Genomic DNA, 20,444 nt, shown 5'->3' with positions numbered 1-20,444 from the left:
AGGGTGTTGCCCAGGTGCACGACGCCGGCGGCGTCGCCTTCCATGCCGTGGAGCAGGCAGTTCATCAGGGCCAGCCGGCGGGTGCCGGGCACGAGTTCCATGCCGATGAAGGCGTGCTTGCGCTGAAAGTTGCGCTGCTTTTCGGGGAGGTCGTAGAGCTTGTCGGTGTTGCGCTTGATGTAGGCGTCGGCGGCGATGAGGAAGCCGGCGGTGCCGGCGGCGGGGTCTTGCACGGTCTCGCCGGGCTGGGGGTCGATGAGGGCGACGATGCTGTCGATGAGGGGGCGCGGGGTGAAGTACTGGCCGGCGCCGGATTTGGTTTCGGTGGCGTTCTTTTCGAGCAGGCCCTCGTAGAGGTCGCCGAGGCCGTCGCGCTGGGCGGAGAACCAGTCGATGGCGTCGATGCTCTTGATGAGCTGTTCCAGGTGGCGCGGCTCCTTGAGGCGGGTCTGGGCGTCGGCGTAGATGGCGGCGAGGAGCGGGTCGGTGCTTCTGGAGAGGTCGAGCAGGGTGCTGCGGTAGTGGTTGAGGAGCTTGATGCCGCTGAGGCTGGCGATGTCGGGCCAGCGGGCGCCGGCGGGGAGCTTGTGGCCGGTCATGACGCCGCTGTGGGCGTTTTCGTGCTCCATCTTGATGAAGAGGAGGAGGACGAGTTCGGTGACGTAGTCGGAGTAGTTGATGCCGTCGTCGCGCAGGACGTCGCAGAGGTTCCAGAGTTTCTGGACGATTTCGTTGTTGCTCATGGGGCGGTCAGTCGTCGGTGTCCTGGTTGAGCAGCGCGATGTAGGCGCTGTAGGCGTAGATGCGGTTGCGGCGGTGGCCGGTGAGTTCGCGCACGATGCCGAACTGGGTTTCGAGGGCGTCGACGGCCTTGCCGACCGTGGCGGGGGTGAGCCCGGTGGCGCGGGTGAGGGCGGCGATGCTGGAGATGGGACGGGCGTACAGGGCGTCGAGCACCTGCAGGGCGGAGCCGGAGAGGCGGCCGATGGTGGCGAGGCGGGCTTTGTCCCGGGCGTGGAGGGCGGTGAGCTGCTGGGCGGTGCGGACGGCCTGGGTGGCGGTGGCGGCGATGGCGTCGGCAAAGAAGCGCAGCCAGGCTTCCCAGTCGCCGTGGGTGCGGACTTGCTGGAGCAGGTCGTAGTAGGTCTGGCGGTGGCGCTTGAAGAAGACGGAGAGGTAGAGCAGGGGTTCCTGGAGCACCCCGGCTTCGACGAGCACGAGGGGGATGAGCAGGCGCCCGAGGCGGCCGTTGCCGTCCATGAAGGGGTGGATGGTTTCGAACTGGACGTGGGCGAGGGCGGCCTTGATGACGGGGGCGGTGGGGCCGTCCACGTCGTTGAGGAAGCGTTCGAGGGCGGCGAAGCAGTCGTCGAGCCGGTCGGGGGGCGGGGGGACGAAGTGGGCTTCGTCGGCGCGGTGGCCGCCGATCCAGACCTGGTTGCGCCGGAACTCGCCGGGGCTGCGCTGGATGCCGCGCCCGGCGGTCATGAGGGCCTGGTGGACCTCGCAGAGGAGGCGCCGGCTGAGGGGCAGGCCGTCGCGCAGGCGGGCGAGGCCGTGGTCGAGGGCGTGGACGTAGCTGGAGACTTCCTGCACGTCGTCGATGGGGACGCCGGGCTGGGCGTCCATCTCGTAGAGCAGGAGGTCGGAGAGGGAGGACTGGGTGCCTTCGATCTGCGAGGACATGACGGCTTCCTTGCGCACGTAGCTGTACAGGAAGAGCCGGGCGTCGGGCTGCAGGCTGGTGATGGCGTCGAGGCGCCCGAGGGCGAGGAGGGCGTCGTTGAGGCGCGCTTGCAGCCGGTCGTCGAAGACCAGGGCCGGGGCGGGCGGCAGCGGGTGGGGGATGAAGGCCTGGCAGGTGTGTCCCCCGGCGATGCTGGGGGTGTAGGTGCCGGTGAGTCCGCGGTGCATGGTGGTGGGGAAGTTGAAACTGGCGTCGAGGCTATTTTACTTAGCGGGCTGAAAATAAAATAGCGCGGCCCCTTGCGATGACTTGCGTCGCCGAAGGGGCTGTCAGGCTGCGCTGGGCCAGAGGGATGCGGCAAGGGCGTCGAGGACGGTCTGCAGCTTGCCGCCGAGGCGGATGTCGAGCTGCCGGGCGCCACCGTCGCCGGCGAAGGCGCGGTTGACGAAGTCGGCGTCGAGCACGATCTCGTGGCCAAGCTGCCTGGCGATGCGGTCGAGCCATTTGCGCTGCATGGGTGTCCAGGCGGTGAGGGTGTGGATGTGCGCCATGGCCCGGGCGACCCGTTGGTCGAAGGGGATGAGGGCTTCGCCAAGGGCGGCCTGCCGGATGTAGCCGACGATGCCGGCGGCGAGGTCGATGTTGGTCTTGTTGCGCCAGGCGGTCTGGAGGCGGGCTTCGGGGTAGCCGTGACGGTCGAGGAGCAGGCGGACTTCCTTGAGCTGTTCGCGGGTGAGGTCGCGGGGGCGGTTGACGACCACGGCGAGGGCGACGGATTGGTTGAGCTGCTCGCGGACGAAGCGGGTGAAGCTGTCGAGGTAGTCGTCGGGGCGGGTGTAGTCGCCGTAGTTCTGTTCGCGCAGGAGGAGTTCGTCCGGGTGTCCGGAGATCACCGGGGCGTAGGGGTTGCCGGCGAGGGCCCGTACTTCGTCGAGCTGCTGGAGCAGGCCGGTGTGCTGGCCGATGAAGTCGGCGGCGGCCCGGGGGCCGAGCGCCCGGAGGTGGACGTGGAGCCGGGCGGGGGGCACGTTCCAGTGCTGTTCGAGTTCGGCGAGGCGGGCCTTGAGGGCGGGACGTTTGTCGGCCTTGTGGGTGGCGTCGCGGAGCACGCGCATGAGCTTCTGGGCGATGGCGTCGAGCACGTCGTGGGCGTGCAGTTCGCCGTGACGGGTGCCGGGGGCGTCGAAGCTGGCGGGATTGTGGAGTTCGGCGACGAGCTGGTCGAGGCCGATCTTCGGATCCTTGACCAGCGGTTTCATGGTGCTGACGGGCTGCAGCGCGGCGTAGAGGTCGACGGGGTCGTAGATCTTGAAGACGGTCTTGCCGATGGCGTCGCAGCGACGGGTGGCGCGGCCGATCATCTGTTCGTAGAGGATGCGCGAGCGCACCCGGCGCAGGAACACGAGGTGGCAGATGCGCGGGACGTCGATGCCGGTGGTGAGCAGGTCGACGGTGAGGGCGATGTTGGGGTAGCGCTCGTTCTTGAAGTGCTTGATGAGCTGGTCGACCTTGTCGGATTTGCCGGTGATCTTGCGCACCGCGGCTTCGACGTAGGCGTCGCCGTGCACGGCCTTGAAGGCGTCGTCGAGCAGGCGCTTGACCATGTCGGCGTGGAGGTCGGTGGCGCAGAAGACGAGGGTCTTCTCTTCGCCGAAGGGGTCGAGTTCCTGGGCGAGCTGCTCGCAGACGACGCGGTTGAAGTCTTCGTTGATGACCCGGCGGTTGAAGGCGTCGATGTCGAAGTGGAGGTCGTCGTCGAGCGCGGACTGTTCGATCTCGCCGGTGCCGGGGTCGAGGAGGCTGACGGTCTCGCCTTTGTCGAAGTGGATGCCGTTCAGGGAGAGGAGGGTCTGGTAGCGGATCGGCGGTTCGTGGTCGATGAGCCAGTCGTCGGCCACGGCCTCGCGGTAGGAGTAGGTGTAAACGGGCTTGCCGAAGATGTCGGCGGTCTGCCTTGCGGGGGTGGCGGTGAGGCCGATCTTCACGGCGTCGAAGTAGTCGAGCACGCGGCGGTAGGTGGCGAGGTACTGGGCCTGGTCGCGCAGTTGCATCTCGCCTTCGGTCATCTCCTGGTCGAGGGCGTAGCCCCGGTGGGCTTCGTCCACCACGATGCAGTCGAAGTCGTCGATGCCGGGCGGGCGGTCGGACTGGAAGATGCGCTTGACCATGGCCTGCACGGTGGCGACCTGGATTCGGGTTTCGGCTTCGATGGCCATGTCGCCCAGCGCGGCGATGTTGTAGATGCTGGAGAGGGGCTGGTTCTGCTCGAGCTGCGCTTCGTTGAAGTTGTCCATGGCCTGGGTGCCCAGGGCGGTGCGATCCACCAGAAAGAGGATGCGGCGGAAGCGCTCTGCTTTGAGGAAGCGGTACATCAGGCCGATGACGGTGCGCGTCTTGCCGGTGCCGGTGGCCATGGCGAGCAGGCAGCGGGATCGCCCGGCGGCGAGGGCCTGCTCGACCGCCTGGATGGCGTGTTCCTGGTAGGGCCGCAGTTGCAGGTAGGCGAAGCCTTCGGCGGCGAGGGCGGCCTCGGCGGCGGCTTTGCTGCGGGTGAGGCGGTCGAGCAGCCCCGCCGGGGTGTGGAAGTCCATGAGGGGCCGGGCCAGGTTGGCCGGGCTGCGCACGTCGCGGAACCAGGTGCCGCTCTGTTCGGCCAGCTGGGCCAGGTAGGGCCGGCTGTTGCTGGCGTAGACGAAGGGGATCTGGAACACCCGGCCTTGGGCGTCGGGCCAGCCGGCGGGGCGGCCTTCCCGGTGCCAGGCGGGTTCGAAGCCCGCTTGTTGCCTGAAGCCGCGGGCGTAGCGTTCGGCCTGGGGAATGCGGCCGGCGACGTGCTGGTTCTCGCGCTTGGCTTCGACCACCGCGACCGGGGTGAGCCCGGCGAAGAGCACGTAGTCGGCGGCCTGCCGGCCTTCGGCGGGCCATTCGGCGATGGCCCGGTTGTGGCCCCGGGCGGGCCGCGCACCTTTGCCGTAGGCGAGGCGCTGGGTGTCGGCTTCCCAGCCGGCGTCGGTCAGTTGCCGGTCGATCAGGATGCGGGTGAGTTCTTCGCTGAGGACGAGTTGGCGGGCAGCCTGGCGAGCGCGGCGGGCGATCTGCTGCGAGGCCTCGCGGGCGTCGCTCCGGGCGTCGTCGAGCTGGGCCTGGAGGGCCTTGAGGCGTGCCTCGAAATCGCGCCGGAGGGCGTCCACCCGGGCGCTTTGTTCTTCGGCCAGGGCGAAGGAGGCGGCGGCGTCCTGCTCCATCCGTCTGGCCAGATCGGCAAACTGCTGTTTCTCCCGGTGGAGGAGGTCGGCCAGCCGCCGGTGGGTGTCGAGGGCTTGGTGCTTGCCGGCGAGGTCGGCGCGCAGGCTTTCGATCTCGGCCTGGAGGGCGCGCAGTTCGGCGCTGGGGTCGGGCGGAGGAATGAAGGGCCCGGGCTTGAAGCTGGCCCCCGCCGCGCCAAAGCTGCGGTGGAACCAGATGGCCAGCTCGCGCGCCACCCGGAGGCCGTCCATGGCCTCTTTGTGCAGGGTGCGGAACTGGTGCGTGGCCTTGTTCCCCTCGATGCGCAGGGTGTGGAAGAGCCCGCGGACGGTGGGGTCGAGGTCGATCTCGCGGCTCAACCGGAAGAGGAGGTCGGCTTGCCGGGTTTCGGTGTCGAACTCGACCCCCACGCGGGCGGCAACATCCTGGGCCAGCGCTTCGCCCAGCTGGCGCAGCTTGACGAGCGTGGTGTTGGGGTCGGACGCAAAAACCTGCTCGGCCGTGGTGGCCAGTTGCAGGAAGACCGGGGCGTGTTCGGCTAGAAAGGCGAAGTTGCTTGTCGGGGCCATGCGGTGTCGGCGGCGGGGCGGTGAGGGCTGCCTGCAGTATGCCATCCATCTTCGGGGCGAGGCCGGCTTAGAATCTCCGCCTGACTGCGGTTTCGGGGAGGTGGGGATGGGGACGGAGCGGGCGTTTGTCGAGTATGTGGCGGATCAGGCGGCGTCGGCGGGGAGCATGAGCTTTCGCAAGATGTTCGGCGAGTACGCGCTGTATTGCGAGGGCAAGGTGGTGGCGCTGGTGTGCGACAACCAGGTGTTCGTGAAGCCGACCGGGCCGGGGGTGGCGTGGGTGGGGGCGGTGACGGAGGGCTTTCCGTATCCCGGCGCCAAGCCGTGGCTGCTGATCGGCGAGGCGCTGGACGACCGTGAGTGGTTTGCCCGGCTGATCCGCCTGACCGCCGACGCGTTGCCGCTGCCTAAACCCAGGAAACCGAAGAAGCTCACGGCGGGCTGACTTTCCTCCGCCGGCCCGACGGGGGCACAATCGGCGCTCCGCGCGGGTGCGCTTGATTGCAGGAAGACCATGTCCAAGGATTACTTTGCCCACAAGGCGGCGGATTTCGACAGCAACACCGCCCGGGTGGATAACGTGGCGGCGATTGCGGCGGCGCTGCAGGCGTCGATCCGCCTCGACCGCAGCATGCATCTGATGGATTTCGGCTCGGGCACCGGCCTGCTGCTGGAGCGCATCGCGCCGCTGGTGGGACGGATCACCGCGGTGGATGTGTCCGAATCCATGAACCGCCAGCTGGCCGAGAAGATCCCGCGCCTCGCGTGCCCGGTGGAGATCCGGGCGGTGGATCTGGTGCGGGAGGCGATCGACGAGCGCTTCGACGGGATCGTGTCGTCGATGACGCTGCATCACGTGGAGGATGTCGGCGCGCTCTTCCGGCGTTTCCGGGCGATGCTGAAGGCGGGCGGCTTCATCGCCCTGGCCGATCTGGACAGCGAGGACGGCAGCTTCCACAGCGAGGACACCGGCGTCTTCCACAAGGGCTTCGACCGGGCCGAGATCGGTCGGATTGCCGAAGGCGCGGGCTTTGGCGAGGTGGCGGTGGTGTCGGCAAGCGTGGTGCGTAAGCCCCAGCGGGATTACCCGGTGTTCCTGCTCACCGGGCGCTGCTGAGGTTCCAGTGCCTTATGGGAGATGTCTCCTATTAAGCCTTCTTGAAATCAGATAGCGGCGCTCAAGATCTGGTGGCACAACGGGTGAAGGCAAATTTTGGTCATTACTTTCTTTCGCAGCGTTTTTTCGGCAGATGCTTTCCAATTTACCGTCTGAAGCTGCCAGGCAGCTCGCTGCACAAAACGGAAATCACCATGCACGCATTTTGAACAGTCGCCCCCGTTCGCTCTCGTCGTGCAGCGTCACGACAATATCGTGGGCATCGAATACAGCTTCGTCATCGGGCCGCAAAGGCAGATCTGAGTCGATCAGTGTGATGATGGGTTGAAGGCCTAAGTCGGCATACCGACGAATGACCGCCAGCAGATTTTTCTTCTTGCGATCATCTAGGGACTCGAACACGCCATCGTGGTAAACGAAGCGCGGAAACTTGTCGTCCAAGTGTGCTCGCAGGATAGCCAAGTCAAAGGCAATGCACAGCAATTTCCTGTATGTATGCCCAAGATCGGCGCTAGTTGCGTTGCCTGACTCGTCAAGAATTTCCGCCTTGAACTCCAAGTGGCCCAACTGGTTTGGCGATACGCTCAGCAGCGCCTTGCGGTCGATCACCTCCTCGACGATTTCGCTGAAGAACACGCGGATTGCCGAGAACAAGCTGTTCTGATCCGAGTTTTGCTTCTCGACATTCGCCTCGATCTGGGTCTGTAGATGGCCGCGCTCTTCGGTCAACGCTCTGATCTCGGTTCGCAGCTCCTGGAGCCGATGCAGGAAGCCACGTTGACGCTCCAGCGAAGTAATGTCGGCACGCAGCGTCACCATCTCGTCGGAGACCTGCTTGTACTTGCCAAAGATATCGGTTCCGCTCAGGAATGAAAGCACCTCCGAGCGCCTTTTGCCCAGGGTATTCAGTTCTGCATTGATGCGTTTAAGCTCAGCTTCGACCTCTACACGTTCTTCCTGCAGATATCCGCGGCGCTCTTCGGTAATCGCCCGATTGAACGCGATCAACTGCTGGAAGTCCTTCTTGATCTGGCCCTTGAACAGCACGCCTGCTTCCTCGAACAGACGCTGCGCTTCGTCAGGACTGAAAAGGATCTGATCTTCCTCCAGCGAGGTGATGATCTTCTTCCTGTTCTGATTGAGCGAGTAGCGTTCAGCATTGAGCGACGCGATGCGTTCGTCGATGTCATCGACCAAGTGCTTGGTGCTGTCCTTGTCCTGGGCACGGAAGTCGAAGGCATCGAGCAGTTTCTGCTTCTTTTCAGCCTCTTTCTGCTTGAGCAACAGGATGCCCTCGATCTTGCTGATGTCCTCAATGGATCCGCCCAGTTCGTTCTTTATGGTCTGCGCGGTGAACTGCTTCTCAGCAAGTTGCTCTTCCTTCTCGTAGTGCTGCGCCACGAGTTGAGCGTCAAAGCCGAGAACGTGAGCCAGAAAAGGCTTCCAATCCGAATGCGCAGCAGCGAACTTGCGCAGATGAAACACGTCTCGAAAATCGTCCTGAGAGCGCAGCAGATAGCCCAAGCCTTTACGGAACGCCCAGGGTTTGAGTGCGCGCCAGTCAAGCAATCCGTCCAACAGATCACGCGCCCGCTCGAAGGGCATGTCCTGGTGATCCCACTCCGCCAGCGGGAACCCCGACAGGTCCTGGCGCCCGGCCTCGTGGCGCTTAAAGCTAATCTTGGTTGCTTCTTCCACACCCCGCCGGATTGTCACGAACGAAGCATCTTCCAGTTCGATTTCCAGGAAGAAGATAAAGTCCTTGAATATTTCTATGTGCTTGAAGAGAAAGAGTTTTTGGTCGCGCTTGGCAAGAAAGCCGAAGTCAAGCAATCGCCCAAACGTGGTCTTGCCGAGGTTGTGAGTGTCCTTGTTTCGGTTCTCCGGCAGGCGAATTTCGGCCATGACAACGTTTAGGCCCTGGACGAACTCCACAGGCTCGAACAAGTCAGGCTTGTTGGAATAAAGTCTAGACAGCTTCATTTGGCCCCATGTACTCCACGGCGTCGGTCTTGGGGAGATATTCAATCAGACCCATGAGATACAGAAAATTCAGTGCCGGCAAGAACAGCACGTCCCCACCGGCGACACTTTTTTTTGCGAATTTGCGCAGTACGTCGTACTCATCCACGCGCCGAGCCTTCAGACGAGCCAGTAGCAGCAACGAGACGTTAATGACCGTGCGATCAGGATGAGAGTGCTTGGTCGGCCGTAGCATCGCCCACCTCCCCAATGTCGCAGTTCCAGTACATGTAGAACAGCACGGCACGCGTCAAGCGCTTGTGGGCGTGCTGCCGCAAGACAGGGTCGCGGTTGAACAATAGATCTACCAAATACTCCATAACCTCGTCGAAGGTCTGGTAGTCCTTGCGCTTTGCGATGATCTTGAGTTGGAATTCATCTACCACCGACTCGTACATGCGCAGCAGGTCGAGGTTTTCCGGTGCCGCCAGAAAAGCCCGAATTTGAGCGGTTTCCTTTAGATACTTCCGCCGTTGCGCCTTGGCGTATTCAAAACTCATGTTGTTGAGTGCGTTTTTCTGCTCGTAAGTCACCCGTGCCGTTGGTGGCGTGTCAAGCAGTGCGACCAAACCATCTTGTTGTCGGGCAAGCGCTTGCACTACTTCGGCCAAGTCATCGGGGCTGACGATCAGCGGCGAATCGACTGGATCTAGGTCTGCTTCCCTCGCAACCTCTGGGAACCGCTTCAGCCAGATTTCGAGTTGCTCCAGTCCGCAGAGGTAGATTGACGATACGGGGATGTCGCACTGTGACGCGATGTAATTGCGTATTTCCGTTTCGGCATTGCCCGCCAGACGGCGGTTAGCGAACAGCATGTAATGATCGAGCTGCTTGCTTTCGCGCAGTTTCTTTACGCGAGGAATTTCTTTACCCAGCACTGTGTTCGCAGCGTTCGGGCTGAAGAAGTCAGATTCGGAAAAATTTCGGTTATATCCGTTGGTGTGCTTGGCCTGGACGATGGTTGTGCCGGCCCATGGCGCCATTTTGCTTGGGTGTAGTTCTGCTGTTCCCATGAACTTGGCATCGCGCCCACCATCAGGCCCTTTCGCGAAGCCCTGTACGGAGGCTCCAAGCAGCCGCTGACACAGGAGAATGATCAGGGTCTCGAACTGACCATCACTCAGGTCTTCATACGCGAATTTCATTATTTTCTGGTGTGCTCTGCTCGTCAAGCTGCGACGGTAATACCGGCTCCATTCGCCCGCCGTGCGGGTCGAATGATGATTTCGACATGCTGGTCTAGCGAGACCAATGCCTGCATTAAGCGTTCAAGCGAGATGTTTTGCAGCTTGTAGCGTCGCACCTGAGACACCTTGGGTTGTGTCATGCCGGTGATATGCGCGGTCTTGATCTGGCTAAGGCCGCGCTTGTCGATCAGTTCGTTCAACTTGATCGCCAAGACGGCTTTCGCTGAAAGTTCCTCCGCATCAGCGAAGCCCAGCTTAGCCAATGTGTCATCGGTGCCTTGAGAGTGGTCTTTGCGTGTCATCCTGGTCGCCCTCTCGCGCCATACTGGGCGAGCATCGCTTTCATCCGCTTCTCGATCAATGTCAAGTTTCTGAGGCGTGGCTGAAAAGGGAAGGCTGTTTAACAAGACAAAGAACAGCGCAACCCATATCCCGGAACGGGAACTTGCTTCTTTTTAGGCATGAATTATATCTTTTCGGATATACGGCGCAACCGCTACTGCGCCTGTGCGACGGCAGTCTTCGTCCGCTGCTTTCGCCCAGCTTGTGTTGATGAGGAAGAGGGGCGCCCTCAAGCAGCGCTCGGGTCTCACGGAGCGATCCTGGCGCGGCGGGCAAGGAATGAATTCACCGAGCCGGGCCATACCGTATCTGGCTACAGCGTAGTTCGGCGGAGTTCAGTGCTGAGGCTACGGTAGATGCATCAAGGCCCGCCGGAGCGGGCCTTTGGTTTTTTGAGGCGGGTGGTTCAGCGCGGGCGGCGGCGCAGCGCGAGGCCGCCCAGGCCCAGGGCGGCGAGGGCGAGGGTGGTGGGTTCGGGGATCTGCTGGGCCTGGTAGGTGGGGAGTGCGTCGGCGGTGACGCCCAGCACGAGGAACTGGCTGGGGTTGGCGGTGGGGCTACCCTGCACCGGCACGGTATCCAGGAAGTCGTTGTCGTTCACCACGATCAGGGTGTGCTGGAGCACGCCGTCCACCATCACGTCGGGGCCGAAGGCGAGGCCCTCGATCTTGGCGGGGATGCTGCGGTCGGTGAAGCCGTTGGCCTTGAGCAGGGCGACCAGATCGACGAACAGGCTCTTGGCGACGGCCTTGGGGGCGAGCGCGGCTTCGCCGGTGAGGGCGGAGACGTCGGCGGCGCCGGCGAGGTCGATGCGGTAGAGCTTTTTCTGGACGGCCTTGGAGTCGTCGCCCAGGCCCTTGCCGTCGCGCTCGTCGAGGATGAACTCGTGGTCGTTGATGGCGACGATCTCGCTGATGCTGCCGTATTTGGGCTTGGCGACGGTGCCGATGTTGTCGAGCTTGTAGGCGTATTCGTGGGTGAGCTTGCCGCTGGCGATGTCGATGGTGACGATGCGCACGGTGCTGGCGTCGGTGCCGCCGTCCTGCAGCAGGGGGCTCTGCATCACGCCTACCAGGGTCTTGCCGTCGGGGGTGATGGCGAGGCCTTCCATGCCTTTGTTGGCGACGCGGCCGCTGGTGTTGGCGGCGATCTCGGTGGCGCCCTGGGCCGACAGGGTGCCGGCCGCGAACTTGTCGGGCAGGGTGTAGGCGTCGATGCGGTTGCCGGTGGCGGTGTCGAAGCGATAGACGTAGGGGCCGTACTCGTCGGTGACGAAGACGCTCTTGCCGTTGGCGGCGACGCGGATGCCTTCGGGGTCGAAGCGGGCGTTGTTGCCGTTGGTGGACAGGCCGGCGCCGAAGGCGTCGGCGCGGCCGGTGAAGTAGTACTTGCCGCTGCCGTCGGTGAGGACCGGGGCGCTGCCGTAGTCGAGGGCGGCGGTGCTGGAGAGCAGGGTGGTGGCGGTGAGGCTGGGGCTGAGGGTGGCGACGCTGCCGGCGCTGAAGCTGGCGGCGGCGAGGCCCAGGCTGACTGTCTGGTAGCGGGGAATCCAGGAGGTGGTGTCGTCCACCGCGGCGTTCCAGTTGCTGGCGTTGGGGCCGCGGTCGGGGCTGAGGTAGTAGGTGTCGCCGCCGGCCCAGGCGATGGCCGAACCCAGGCCGCCCAGGGTGTTGGCGGGGGCGCCGTTCTCCAGGGTGCCGGTGAGGCCGGAGCGGTCGGTGCCGCCGAGCTGGCCGATGCCGATGAGGGAGACGCCGGCGTGGGCGGCGGGGGCGAGGGCGGCGGCGAGGGCGGCCGCCACGAGACGGGCGGTGAGGCGCGGGGTGAACACGGGTGGGGCTCCTGCGGTAAGGTCGATCGACCGCGAAACCCTACGCAACGGCTGTTACAGGGCGGTGAAATCGCGCCGTCAGCCTTCGATGGCGGCGAGTTTGTCGCGCCGCCGGGCAAGCCAGGCCTGGGCCGGGGCGATGGCCCGCGCGGGGAGCTGGGCGACGAGGGCGGGAATGTCGTCGAAGCGGATGGGCGGGCCGAGGTAGCCGTCGAGTTCGGCGAAGTCGGCGAGCATGGCGGCGGGCTTGCGCTCGCCTTCGACGATGGGCACCAGGGGCATGCGCAGGGTGGCGCCGACGATGGCCTGCAGCTCCTGGGGCACCGAGGGGCCGCTGAGGTCGACGATGACGAAGCTGCACAGGCCGGCGAGGGTGACCACGGTTTCGGTGTAGTTGCGCTGGCGGGGGCGCTCGAAGTCGAAGATCACCGGCAGCAGGCCGTGCTGGCGCAGGGTGTCGGCCACCGCACGGAGCACCTCGAGCCCGCCGCCGCCGAAGCGCCCGAGGATGAGCACGCCCCGCTGGGTGGTGGTGTTGAAGACGTCGCGCAGCTTGCGGTGGTTGAGCATGACGTAGATGAACTGGGCCACTTCGAGGTCGTCGACGGTGATGCGGGGCTGGTCGGGGCGGGTGACGAGGAGGTCGCGCTGCCCGGCGCCGTCGAGGGTGACCTCCCAGGCGGCGATGCCGTACACCTGGGCACCGTCGAGCCGGGCGTCGGTGAGATCGGTGCCGACGAGGATGGCGCTCTTGAGGTCGGCGCCGGTGAGGTCGGCGCCGTGCATCCGGGCGGCCCGCAGGTTGGCGCCGACGAGCCCGGCGCCGGTGAGGGTGGCGCCTTCGAGTTCGGCGCCGCTGAGGTTGGCTTCGCGCAGCTTGCAGCCGTCGAGCCGGGCGCCTTGCAGGTGGGCCCGGCGCAGGTAGGCGTCGTGGAGGTCGAAGCCGCGCAGGTCGCGGCCGGCGAGGGGGGCGCTGCGCAGTTGGGGGACGAGGTCGGGGTTGGCCTGGCGCCAGGCGTTCCAGGCGTCGCGGCCCTGGTCGAGGCGGCTGAGGTGGTCCGGGTTGGGCATGGCGGTGCTCCCACGGGTGGGGCGGCGTGCGCGCCCCTCGGGGGGATTATCCGCCTGTCGCGGCGGCCCGGGGGCTCAGGCGGTGGCGCCTTCGGCGGCGGCCCGCTCTTCCTGCTGGAGCTGCCACATCCGGGCGTAGGCGCCGGTGCGGGCGAGGAGGTCGGCGTGGCTGCCCCGTTCGACGATGCGCCCCTGGTCGAGCACGATGATCTCGTCGGCGTTCATCACGGTGGACAGCCGGTGGGCGATGACCAGCGTGGTGCGGCCCCGGGCGGCGGCGTCGAGCTGGGCCTGGATGGCCTTCTCGGTCTGCGAATCGAGCGCCGAGGTGGCTTCGTCGAAGATCAGGATGTCGGGGTTCTTGAGGAGGGTGCGGGCGATGGCGACGCGCTGCTTCTCGCCGCCGGAGAGCTTGAGGCCGCGCTCGCCGACGCGGGTCTCCCAGCCGTCGGGCAGGCGCTCGATGAAGCTCGACAGCTGGGCGGCGCGGGCGGCGGCCTCCACTTCGTCGCGGCTGGCGTCGGGGCGGCCGTACTGGATGTTGTAGAGCAGGGTGTCGTTGAACAGCACCGTATCCTGCGGAACGATGCCGATGGCGGCGCGCAGGCTGTCCTGGGTGAGCCGGCGGATGTCCTGGCCGTTGATGCGCACGGCGCCGCCCTGCACGTCGTAGAAGCGGAAGAGCAGCCGGGCAAGGGTGGATTTGCCCGAGCCGGAGTGCCCGACCACCGCCACGGTGTGGCCGGCGGGGATGGCGAAATCCACGTCATGGAGGATTTGCCGGGCGGGGTCGTAGGCGAAGCTCACCTGCTCGAAGCGCACGTCGGCGGGGCCGCGGGCGAGGGGCTGGGCGTCGGGGGCGTCGGCCACCTCGCGGTGGGTGCCCATCAGGCCGAACATGCGCTCGATGTCGGTGAGGGCCTGGCGGATCTCCCGGTACAGCACGCCCAGGAAGTTGAGGGGGATGTAGAGCTGGATGAGGAAGGCGTTGACCAGCACCAGGTCGCCGAGGGTCATCCGCCCGTCGGCCACGCCCAACGCGGCGCGCCACATCATCGCGGTGACGCCGCAGGCGATGATCGCCGCCTGCCCCACGTTGAGCAGCGACAGGGACTTCTGGTTCTTGATCTGGGCGGCCGTCCATTTGGCCAGCTCGGTGTCGTAGCGACGGGTTTCGAAGGCTTCGTTGTTGAAGTACTTCACCGTCTCGAAGTTGATGAGGCTGTCGATGGCCCGGGCGTTGGCGGCGGAATCCAGCTCGTTGGCCTGGCGGCGCAAGGCGGTGCGCCAGTTGGTGACCTTGAAGGTGAAGGTGACGTAGAGCGTGAGGGTGACCACCGTGATGAGCGCAAAGCTGGGCTCGTACTTCACCAGCAGGATGCCCACCACCAGCCCGATCTCGACGAAGGTGGGGAGGATGGAATACAGGGTGTAGCTGATGAGCGAGCCGATGGAGCGGGTGCCGCGCTCGATGTCGCGGGTGAGGCCGCCGGTCTGGCGCTCCAGGTGGAAGCGCAGCGACAGGGCGTGCAGGTGGCGGAACACCTGCAGCGAGATCTCCCGCACGGCTTCCTGCGTCACCCGCGCGAAGACGATCTCGCGCAGCTCGGTGAGGGCCGAGGTGGAGAAGCGCAGCGCCCCGTAGGCCACCAGCAGCGCCGCGGGCACCACGATGAAGGCCTGCTCGCGGGAGATGTCGAGGCCATCGACCAGCTGCTTGAACACCAGCGGCACCGCCACGTTGGCGAACTTGGCGCCGATCAGGCAGCCGAGGGCGAACAGCACCCGCCACTTGTAGGCCCACAGGTAGGGCAGGAGCTTCTTGATGGTCTGCCAGTCGTGGCGTTGGCCGGTGGCAGGGGCGGGAGGAGGGCCGGAGGGAGAGCGACGCATTGGGGGGCAGTGAGGAGTAAGGGGTGAGGAGTGAGGAGGGCTTTGCTGGTCGAGGGTGCGCTGGCGATGGGGTGTGGGTGGGGCGGAAGGAGCAGAAGGGCAGTGTGTGGCCGCCTTACCCCTCCCTCGCCAACCTCGCCGCCAGCCCGATGAACAGCACGCCGCACAGGCGGTCGAGCCAGGGGCCGAGGCCGGGGCGGCGGGACAGCAGGCGGCCGATGTGGCCGGCGGCGAGGGCCATCGCGCCGAAGATCGCGACGGTCTGGGCGATGAAGAGGAGGCCGAGGACGAGCAGCTGCAGCGAGACGCTGCCCCGGGCGGGGTCGGCGAACTGGGGCAGGAAGGCCAGGAAGAACAGCCCGACCTTGGGGTTGAGGGCGTTGGCCACGAACCCGCCGGCCATGTCCCGCAGCCAGGAGCGGGGCGGGCTGTCGGCGCTTGGGGCGAGGGTGCCGCCGCCGCGCAGGGCCTGGATGCCCAGCCACACCAGCCACGCCGCGCCGGCCAGTTTGAAGGCGGCGAACAGCCCGGCCGATGCGCGGACCAGCGCCGCCACCCCCAGGGTGGCCCAGGCGATGTGGGTGAGGCAGCCGGCCGCGCAGCCGAGCCCGAAGGCCAGCCCGGCGCGGCGGCCGCGGGCCAGGCTGCGGCCGATCACCATCAGGTTGTCGGGCCCCGGCGCGAGGGTGATGAGGATCGAGACGCCTAGAAAGGCGAGGAGCGTGTCTGGGCTTGGCATGGCGCCCGATTCTGGGCGGCCAAGGCCGGGGCGTCAATGTGCGTGGCGGTGATCGTGCGCGTGCTCGTGGCACAGCAGGGAGGGGTCGCCGGTGGCGGTCTCGCCCATCTTCTGGAGGTTGTCCAGCACCTGCATCGAAGCGCTTTCCATCTCGTCGAGCTGGCGCAGCAGGCGTGCCCGGTCGCCCGCGGCGTGGGCTTCGAGGGCAGCGATGCCGGCGTTGTGGACGCGGATGTGGGGCGGTTCGATCTCCCGGTAGCCGGCCAGCCGGCTGAAGCAGACCTGACCTTCGCCCTCGTAGTACCACTTGCCCAGGCGGCAGGCGGTGTGGCTGGCCACGTCGCCGGGCTTGAGGTCGATCATGCCGAAGATGGCCAGGTAGATGCGGAACTTGAAGACGATGTGGTCGATCTTGGCCACCTCGACGAAGCTCTTCATCGCGCTGCCGGCGATGACGCCTTCCATGGCGCCGGAGAGGGCCATCAGGCGCTGCATGTCGCCGGTGGCGGTCTGGCCGCGGGCGCTGAACTCGCTGGCCGTGCGGGCCAGGGTTTCCATGCTGTCGCGGGCGCAGGTGGAGTCGTCGCGGATGCGCGTGACGAGCGCCGAGATGTCGCGGGTGGCGGTGGAGGTGCGTTCGGCGAGCTTGCGCACCTCGTCGGCCACCACCGCGAAGCCCCGGCCGGCTTCGCCCGCGCGGGCGGCCTCGATGGCGGCGTTGAGGGCCAGCAGGTTGGTCTGGTCGGCCACGTCGTGGATTAGCTTGACGATGGCGCCGATCTCGTCGGCGCGCTGGGCCAGGGTCTCCACCTGCCGGGCGGATACTTCGGATTCGGTGGCCAGGTGGGACAGGCTCTGGGCGATCTCGGTGGTGGCCTGACCGCTGGCGTGGGAGACGTGGGCGGCCTCGATGGCCTTCTCCTTCTCTGCGCGCAGCAGGCTGGCCATCTCGCCCAGGCTGCCCTGGGCGTTGCCGAGGGACTGGCCGAAGGCGCTCATGCGCTGGACCACCGCCAGCTGGTCGGCGGCGGCCTGCTGGTCTTCGGCGCGGCTTTGCTGCAGCATCTGCAGCTCATTGCGCAGGCCGCCGTTTTCTCGACGCAGCGTTTCTTCCCGGGATCGCACGGCTTGTAGCTCGGCTTCGAGTTCTGCGTGTTTTCTTCGACTGATCCACATGGGTGTGACGGTGCCTCGTTTGATAATTTGGGATACGGCAATGTAATTGACGCGAACGCTCGTTCTGGAGGGCGCTCCTGCCGGTTAACGGCAGTGGCGTCGCATACTTTCGGTTGAGCCTGAAGATCCCGGAGCTGGTTCGATATTGACCCGAAATGACCAGATGGTGTTGCATGCACTGCCAAGAATGTGTCGGGATATACCATGCGGTTCTGTATAATTGTTTTGGATTGGGTTTGATTGATGGTTGCCGAGGGGCGCGGTCTTTGGGGGGCAACCTTGTTCTCTTTCTTATGAGGCAGCGCACTTTTCAGGGAGGCGATTATGAGATTGCAGGTTTACTGCTGGAACATCCAGACGAACAGCGAGAAATCCATCCAGAAAGGCAAAGCCACGATTGCTCAAGCGATGCGGCGGCCTCGCGATTCCCTCGATTACCACGGTTTCGATCCTAAATCTCCTTGGGTGTTGGCGATACTGGAGAACAAGAGCGGAGGCGCGGAGGTGGGGCAAATGCTGCGCGATGCAATTGGAAGCCAATCACTTGATCTCAAGCCACTTGAGGGGCGGTGGTCGCAGGTGGTCGAGTTAGGAGGCTCAAGCTCCACGCGCGAAAACATCGTGTTGATCGGGGGCGGAGGCTGCACTCTCGTCAGTGCAACGGCATTCGAGGGTTGGCGGGATAGCTTTAGCACGCGGCAAACAGACGCTTACCACGCGACGATAGAAGCAGCGAGGAATAATATGGAAAACCGTAGGTATCCGTCGCGCCAGGCAACAAAGAAGTACGGTGATCGAGTAGCGATCGCTGACAGGCAAAAGCCCAAGTTGGCTGAAGATTGTCGCAACCCGGCGATTGTGACGGTACGCGTATCCGGAGTTCAGGACTTCAGGCTGGGGTTTCTGCATGCGCCAGGGCCTGGCGAAAAAAGCCACCCTGGCGTGAATGAGCCCGAAACATTGGCGGGGCTTTATGCCGAAACGGTGATGGCGACGCTCAATGACGAAAACCTCGACGCCCTGTTGGGTGATTTCAACTTATACGGGACAGGCCCTGAGATGCCGCATATGACTTGGTTTAGCAGAGACCTGGGGCCGACCACCTGCAAGAAGGATTCGGGTGAAGGTGTTAAGGAGGGTGGGAAGTTTGATCGCGTGTATGCAAGGCCAGATATGTGTTTGGGAGAACCTCGAAAGGTGGCAAATTTTGGTGCTGGCTTGACCGATCACATCGGGGTGGGGGTGTTGCTGGGCAGGCAAGGCGAAAAAAGAAAGGAGCGGGATAGCACTGGTGCCGATGGTAACGTGCTCAAGCGTTCTCGGACCGGATACCAAACGGACGAAACAACTCTCACCGCTGATGCCGATCCCATACGGGTGAGCGTGCCAACCGACGCCACTTCGTCTGGGGCGTCGTCATCCAGTTCATTCATGTCCGACGATTGAACAAGGACGCGAGGCATGACGCCGGTCGCAAACCTCGTGGGTCTGCCAGTACATCGCCGGTCGCTGCCCAGTACCAGCGCCAAGCCGCCATATCGGGTCTGGGGCGCCCGTGGGAATACGGGCCAAAGCCCGCCGGCACATTTTCATTCATGCTTCGACAACCCGCAACTCAGGCATGCCACTCAAGATGCTGCGGGTGCCCTTCGGTTTCTGGCTGCAGGAGGTGCTGGCGCTGGATCGCAACCCCTACGACCGCATCGGCCACTTCATGCAGGGCCTGGTGCCGGCGCTGGTGGCGCGGGAGATCCTGCTGCGGCTGCGGGTGGTGCGCGGGCGCGGCTGGCTGTTCTTCGTGGTGGCCTGCATCTGCCTGGCGATCTCGGCGCTCTACGAGCTGATCGAGTGGGGCGCCGCGGTGGCGCTGGGGCAGGGGGCGGAGGCTTTCCTCGGCACCCAGGGCGACCCGTGGGACACCCAGAGCGACATGGCGATGGCGCTGGTCGGCGCCGTCGTCGGGCAGGCGCTGCTGGGGCGCTGGCAGGATCGCCAGATCGGCCGGCTGGCTGGGCTGCGCCGGCCGTTGTAGGGCGTCAGTGGAGGGTGCGCGGCATGGCCAGGGTGAATTCGGCGATGGGGGCGTCGAAGCGGGCGCCGTCGCCGGTCACCATCTGGTAGCTGCCCTTCATGGTGCCGACCGGGGTGTCGATGGTGCAGCCGCTGGTGTACTCGAACTGCTGGCCGGGCTGGAGCACCGGCTGCTCGCCCACCACGCCGGCGCCCTGAACCTCCTGCACCTTGCCTTCGGCGTCGGTGATGATCCAGTGGCGGCTCACCAGCTGGGCGGTGACGCTGCCGGTGTTGCGGATGGTGATGTGGTAGGCGAAGACGTAGCGGTTGGCCGCCACGTCGGACTGCTCGGGAACGAAGCGGGCAACCGCGGTCACCTCGATGGCTTCCCGTTTGGATGTCGTGGTCATGGTGCTGGGCTGGAGTCCGGGTTGGGGTGCTTCATTGAAGCCCAATCGCCGTCGCCCTGCAACCGTTGGCGACGTTGGCGCGGCCGGTGGGCGGCGGTAAACTGCCGGCCTCCCTCCCCCTCCGAGCCCGCCGCGGGCCTTTCCCCATGAGCTACCGCATCGCCCCCAGCCTGCTTTCCGCCGACTTCGCGAAACTCGGCCAGGAGGTCACCCAGGTGATCGCCGCCGGCGCCGACTGGATCCACTTCGACGTGATGGACAACCATTACGTGCCCAACCTCACCATCGGCCCGCTGGTCTGCGAGGCGATCCGCCCCCACACCACCGCGCCCATCGACGTGCACCTGATGGTCAAGCCCGTCGACCGCATCGTGCCCGACTTCGCCAAGGCCGGCGCCGACATCGTCACCTTCCACCCGGAGGCCTCCGAGCACGTCGATCGCACCCTCGGCCTGATCCGCGACAGCGGCTGCAAGGCCGGCCTGGTGTTCAACCCGGCCACGCCGCTCACCTGGATGGACTACGTGATGGACAAGCTCGACGTGGTGCTCCTGATGAGCGTGAACCCAGGCTTCGGCGGCCAGAGCTTCATCCCCGGCACCCTCGACAAGCTGCGCGAGGCCCGCGCCAAGATCGACGCCTACACCGCCCGCACCGGCCGCCAGATCCTGCTGGAGGTGGACGGCGGCGTGAAGGTGGACAACATCGCCCGGATCGCCGCCGCCGGGGCCGACACCTTCGTGGCCGGCTCGGCGGTGTTCGGCGCCGCCCGCGACACCGACCCCAACCGCTACGACACCGTGATCGGCGACTTCCGCAAGGCGCTGGCCGGCTGATCCGCCTCAGCCCGGGGTGGGCCGCCGGGCCGACGGCGGCACCCCCAGGATCTTCACGAAGGCCCGGCGCATCCGCTCCGGGTCGCCGAAACCGCAGCGTCGGGCCACCGCCTGCACCGAATCGCCGCCGCGCTCAAGCTGCGCCGCGGCGGCCTCCACCCGCAGCCGCTCCACCGCCCGCGCCGGCGGCATGCCCACCTCCGCGGTGAAGCGCCGCGAGAAGTGGCGCGGGCTCATGTGGGCCAGCCCGGCCAGCGCCTCCACGTCCAGCCGCTCGTCCAGATGGCTGCGGATGTGGTCGAGCA

At 65.6% G+C, this 20,444-nt stretch carries 19 protein-coding genes and 1 pseudogene; 5 read left to right on the top strand and 15 right to left on the bottom strand.

Annotation, left to right across the window (positions count from 1 at the left end):
- The 3 genes from ACE3N6_RS16100 to hsdR all read right to left on the bottom strand — a co-directional run.
- Positions 1-743: N-6 DNA methylase (locus ACE3N6_RS16100; protein ID WP_374246802.1), on the bottom strand; the 743-nt coding region annotated here is incomplete at its 3' end.
- Between the two features lie 7 nt (positions 744-750).
- Positions 751-1,914, bottom strand: coding sequence for a Fic family protein (locus ACE3N6_RS16095; RefSeq protein ID WP_374246801.1), 1,164 nt, complete (start codon positions 1,912-1,914; stop codon positions 751-753).
- Positions 1,915-2,016: 102 nt separating this feature from the next.
- Positions 2,017-5,502, bottom strand: a complete 3,486-nt coding sequence (gene hsdR, locus ACE3N6_RS16090; protein WP_374246800.1) for a type I restriction-modification system endonuclease — start codon at positions 5,500-5,502, stop codon at positions 2,017-2,019.
- Between hsdR and ACE3N6_RS16085 the strand changes: the two genes are divergently transcribed.
- Entirely contained in the window at positions 5,501-5,947 is a 447-nt protein-coding gene (locus tag ACE3N6_RS16085; protein WP_374246804.1) for a TfoX/Sxy family protein, read from the top strand. The two genes, hsdR and ACE3N6_RS16085, sit on opposite strands and share 2 nt — an antisense overlap.
- A gap of 69 nt (positions 5,948-6,016) precedes the next feature.
- Positions 6,017-6,619, top strand: coding sequence for a class I SAM-dependent methyltransferase (locus ACE3N6_RS16080; protein WP_374246798.1), 603 nt, complete (start codon positions 6,017-6,019; stop codon positions 6,617-6,619).
- A gap of 189 nt (positions 6,620-6,808) precedes the next feature.
- On the opposite strand, the gene ACE3N6_RS16075 is transcribed toward ACE3N6_RS16080, so the two are convergent.
- From ACE3N6_RS16075 to ACE3N6_RS16030, 10 genes and pseudogenes are all read right to left on the bottom strand, one after another.
- Complete coding sequence (locus ACE3N6_RS16075) at positions 6,809-8,524, bottom strand: DUF2326 domain-containing protein (RefSeq protein ID WP_374246797.1); 1,716 nt, start codon at positions 8,522-8,524, stop codon at positions 6,809-6,811.
- Positions 8,525-8,588: 64 nt separating this feature from the next.
- Positions 8,589-8,750, bottom strand: coding sequence for an ABC-three component system middle component 8 (locus tag ACE3N6_RS16070; RefSeq protein WP_374246796.1), 162 nt, complete (start codon positions 8,748-8,750; stop codon positions 8,589-8,591).
- Positions 8,751-8,805: 55 nt separating this feature from the next.
- Positions 8,806-9,786 (bottom strand): ABC-three component system protein, encoded by a 981-nt coding sequence (locus tag ACE3N6_RS16065; protein ID WP_374246795.1) that lies wholly within the window; start codon positions 9,784-9,786, stop codon positions 8,806-8,808.
- 23 nt (positions 9,787-9,809) lie between these two features.
- Complete coding sequence (locus tag ACE3N6_RS16060; protein ID WP_374246794.1) at positions 9,810-10,130, bottom strand: helix-turn-helix domain-containing protein; 321 nt, start codon at positions 10,128-10,130, stop codon at positions 9,810-9,812.
- 446 nt (positions 10,131-10,576) lie between these two features.
- Complete coding sequence (locus ACE3N6_RS16055; protein WP_374246793.1) at positions 10,577-12,001, bottom strand: esterase-like activity of phytase family protein; 1,425 nt, start codon at positions 11,999-12,001, stop codon at positions 10,577-10,579.
- Positions 12,002-12,079: 78 nt separating this feature from the next.
- The gene (locus ACE3N6_RS16050; RefSeq protein ID WP_374246792.1) at positions 12,080-13,072 is read right to left on the bottom strand and encodes a pentapeptide repeat-containing protein; all 993 of its coding nucleotides are present in this window, start codon (positions 13,070-13,072) and stop codon (positions 12,080-12,082) included.
- Positions 13,073-13,147: 75 nt separating this feature from the next.
- Complete coding sequence (locus ACE3N6_RS16045) at positions 13,148-14,965, bottom strand: ABC transporter ATP-binding protein/permease (RefSeq protein WP_374246791.1); 1,818 nt, start codon at positions 14,963-14,965, stop codon at positions 13,148-13,150.
- A gap of 115 nt (positions 14,966-15,080) precedes the next feature.
- Positions 15,081-15,704, bottom strand: coding sequence for a LysE family translocator (locus ACE3N6_RS16040; RefSeq protein ID WP_374246790.1), 624 nt, complete (start codon positions 15,702-15,704; stop codon positions 15,081-15,083).
- A 33-nt stretch (positions 15,705-15,737) separates the two neighbouring features.
- Positions 15,738-16,142 carry a CZB domain-containing protein gene (locus ACE3N6_RS16035; protein ID WP_374246803.1) on the bottom strand — a complete coding sequence of 135 codons (405 nt, stop codon included), beginning with the start codon at positions 16,140-16,142 and terminating at the stop codon, positions 15,738-15,740.
- A 93-nt stretch (positions 16,143-16,235) separates the two neighbouring features.
- Positions 16,236-16,652, bottom strand: a pseudogene (locus ACE3N6_RS16030) (methyl-accepting chemotaxis protein); the annotation flags it as partial.
- Between the two features lie 552 nt (positions 16,653-17,204).
- On the opposite strand from ACE3N6_RS16030, the gene ACE3N6_RS16025 reads away from it, so the two are divergent.
- Both ACE3N6_RS16025 and ACE3N6_RS16020 read left to right on the top strand, forming a co-directional pair.
- Positions 17,205-18,326: a hypothetical protein gene (locus ACE3N6_RS16025; protein ID WP_374246789.1), complete on the top strand. Its 1,122-nt coding sequence runs from the start codon at positions 17,205-17,207 to the stop codon at positions 18,324-18,326.
- Between the two features lie 175 nt (positions 18,327-18,501).
- Positions 18,502-18,912: a DUF2238 domain-containing protein gene (locus tag ACE3N6_RS16020; RefSeq protein ID WP_374246788.1), complete on the top strand. Its 411-nt coding sequence runs from the start codon at positions 18,502-18,504 to the stop codon at positions 18,910-18,912.
- A 4-nt stretch (positions 18,913-18,916) separates the two neighbouring features.
- Here the strand turns inward: ACE3N6_RS16020 and apaG are convergent, their stop codons facing one another.
- Positions 18,917-19,303: a Co2+/Mg2+ efflux protein ApaG gene (apaG, locus tag ACE3N6_RS16015; protein ID WP_374246787.1), complete on the bottom strand. Its 387-nt coding sequence runs from the start codon at positions 19,301-19,303 to the stop codon at positions 18,917-18,919.
- A 146-nt stretch (positions 19,304-19,449) separates the two neighbouring features.
- Between apaG and rpe the strand changes: the two genes are divergently transcribed.
- Positions 19,450-20,139 (top strand): ribulose-phosphate 3-epimerase, encoded by a 690-nt coding sequence (gene rpe, locus ACE3N6_RS16010; protein WP_374246786.1) that lies wholly within the window; start codon positions 19,450-19,452, stop codon positions 20,137-20,139.
- Positions 20,140-20,145: 6 nt separating this feature from the next.
- On the opposite strand, the gene ACE3N6_RS16005 is transcribed toward rpe, so the two are convergent.
- Positions 20,146-20,444: helix-turn-helix domain-containing protein (locus ACE3N6_RS16005; protein WP_374246785.1), on the bottom strand; the 299-nt coding region annotated here is incomplete at its 5' end.

The sequence above is a fragment of the Zoogloea sp. genome (assembly GCF_041904905.1).
In the GTDB taxonomy this organism is placed as follows: domain Bacteria; phylum Pseudomonadota; class Gammaproteobacteria; order Burkholderiales; family Rhodocyclaceae; genus Zoogloea.
This window is presented reverse-complemented; position numbering and strand designations above follow the sequence as displayed.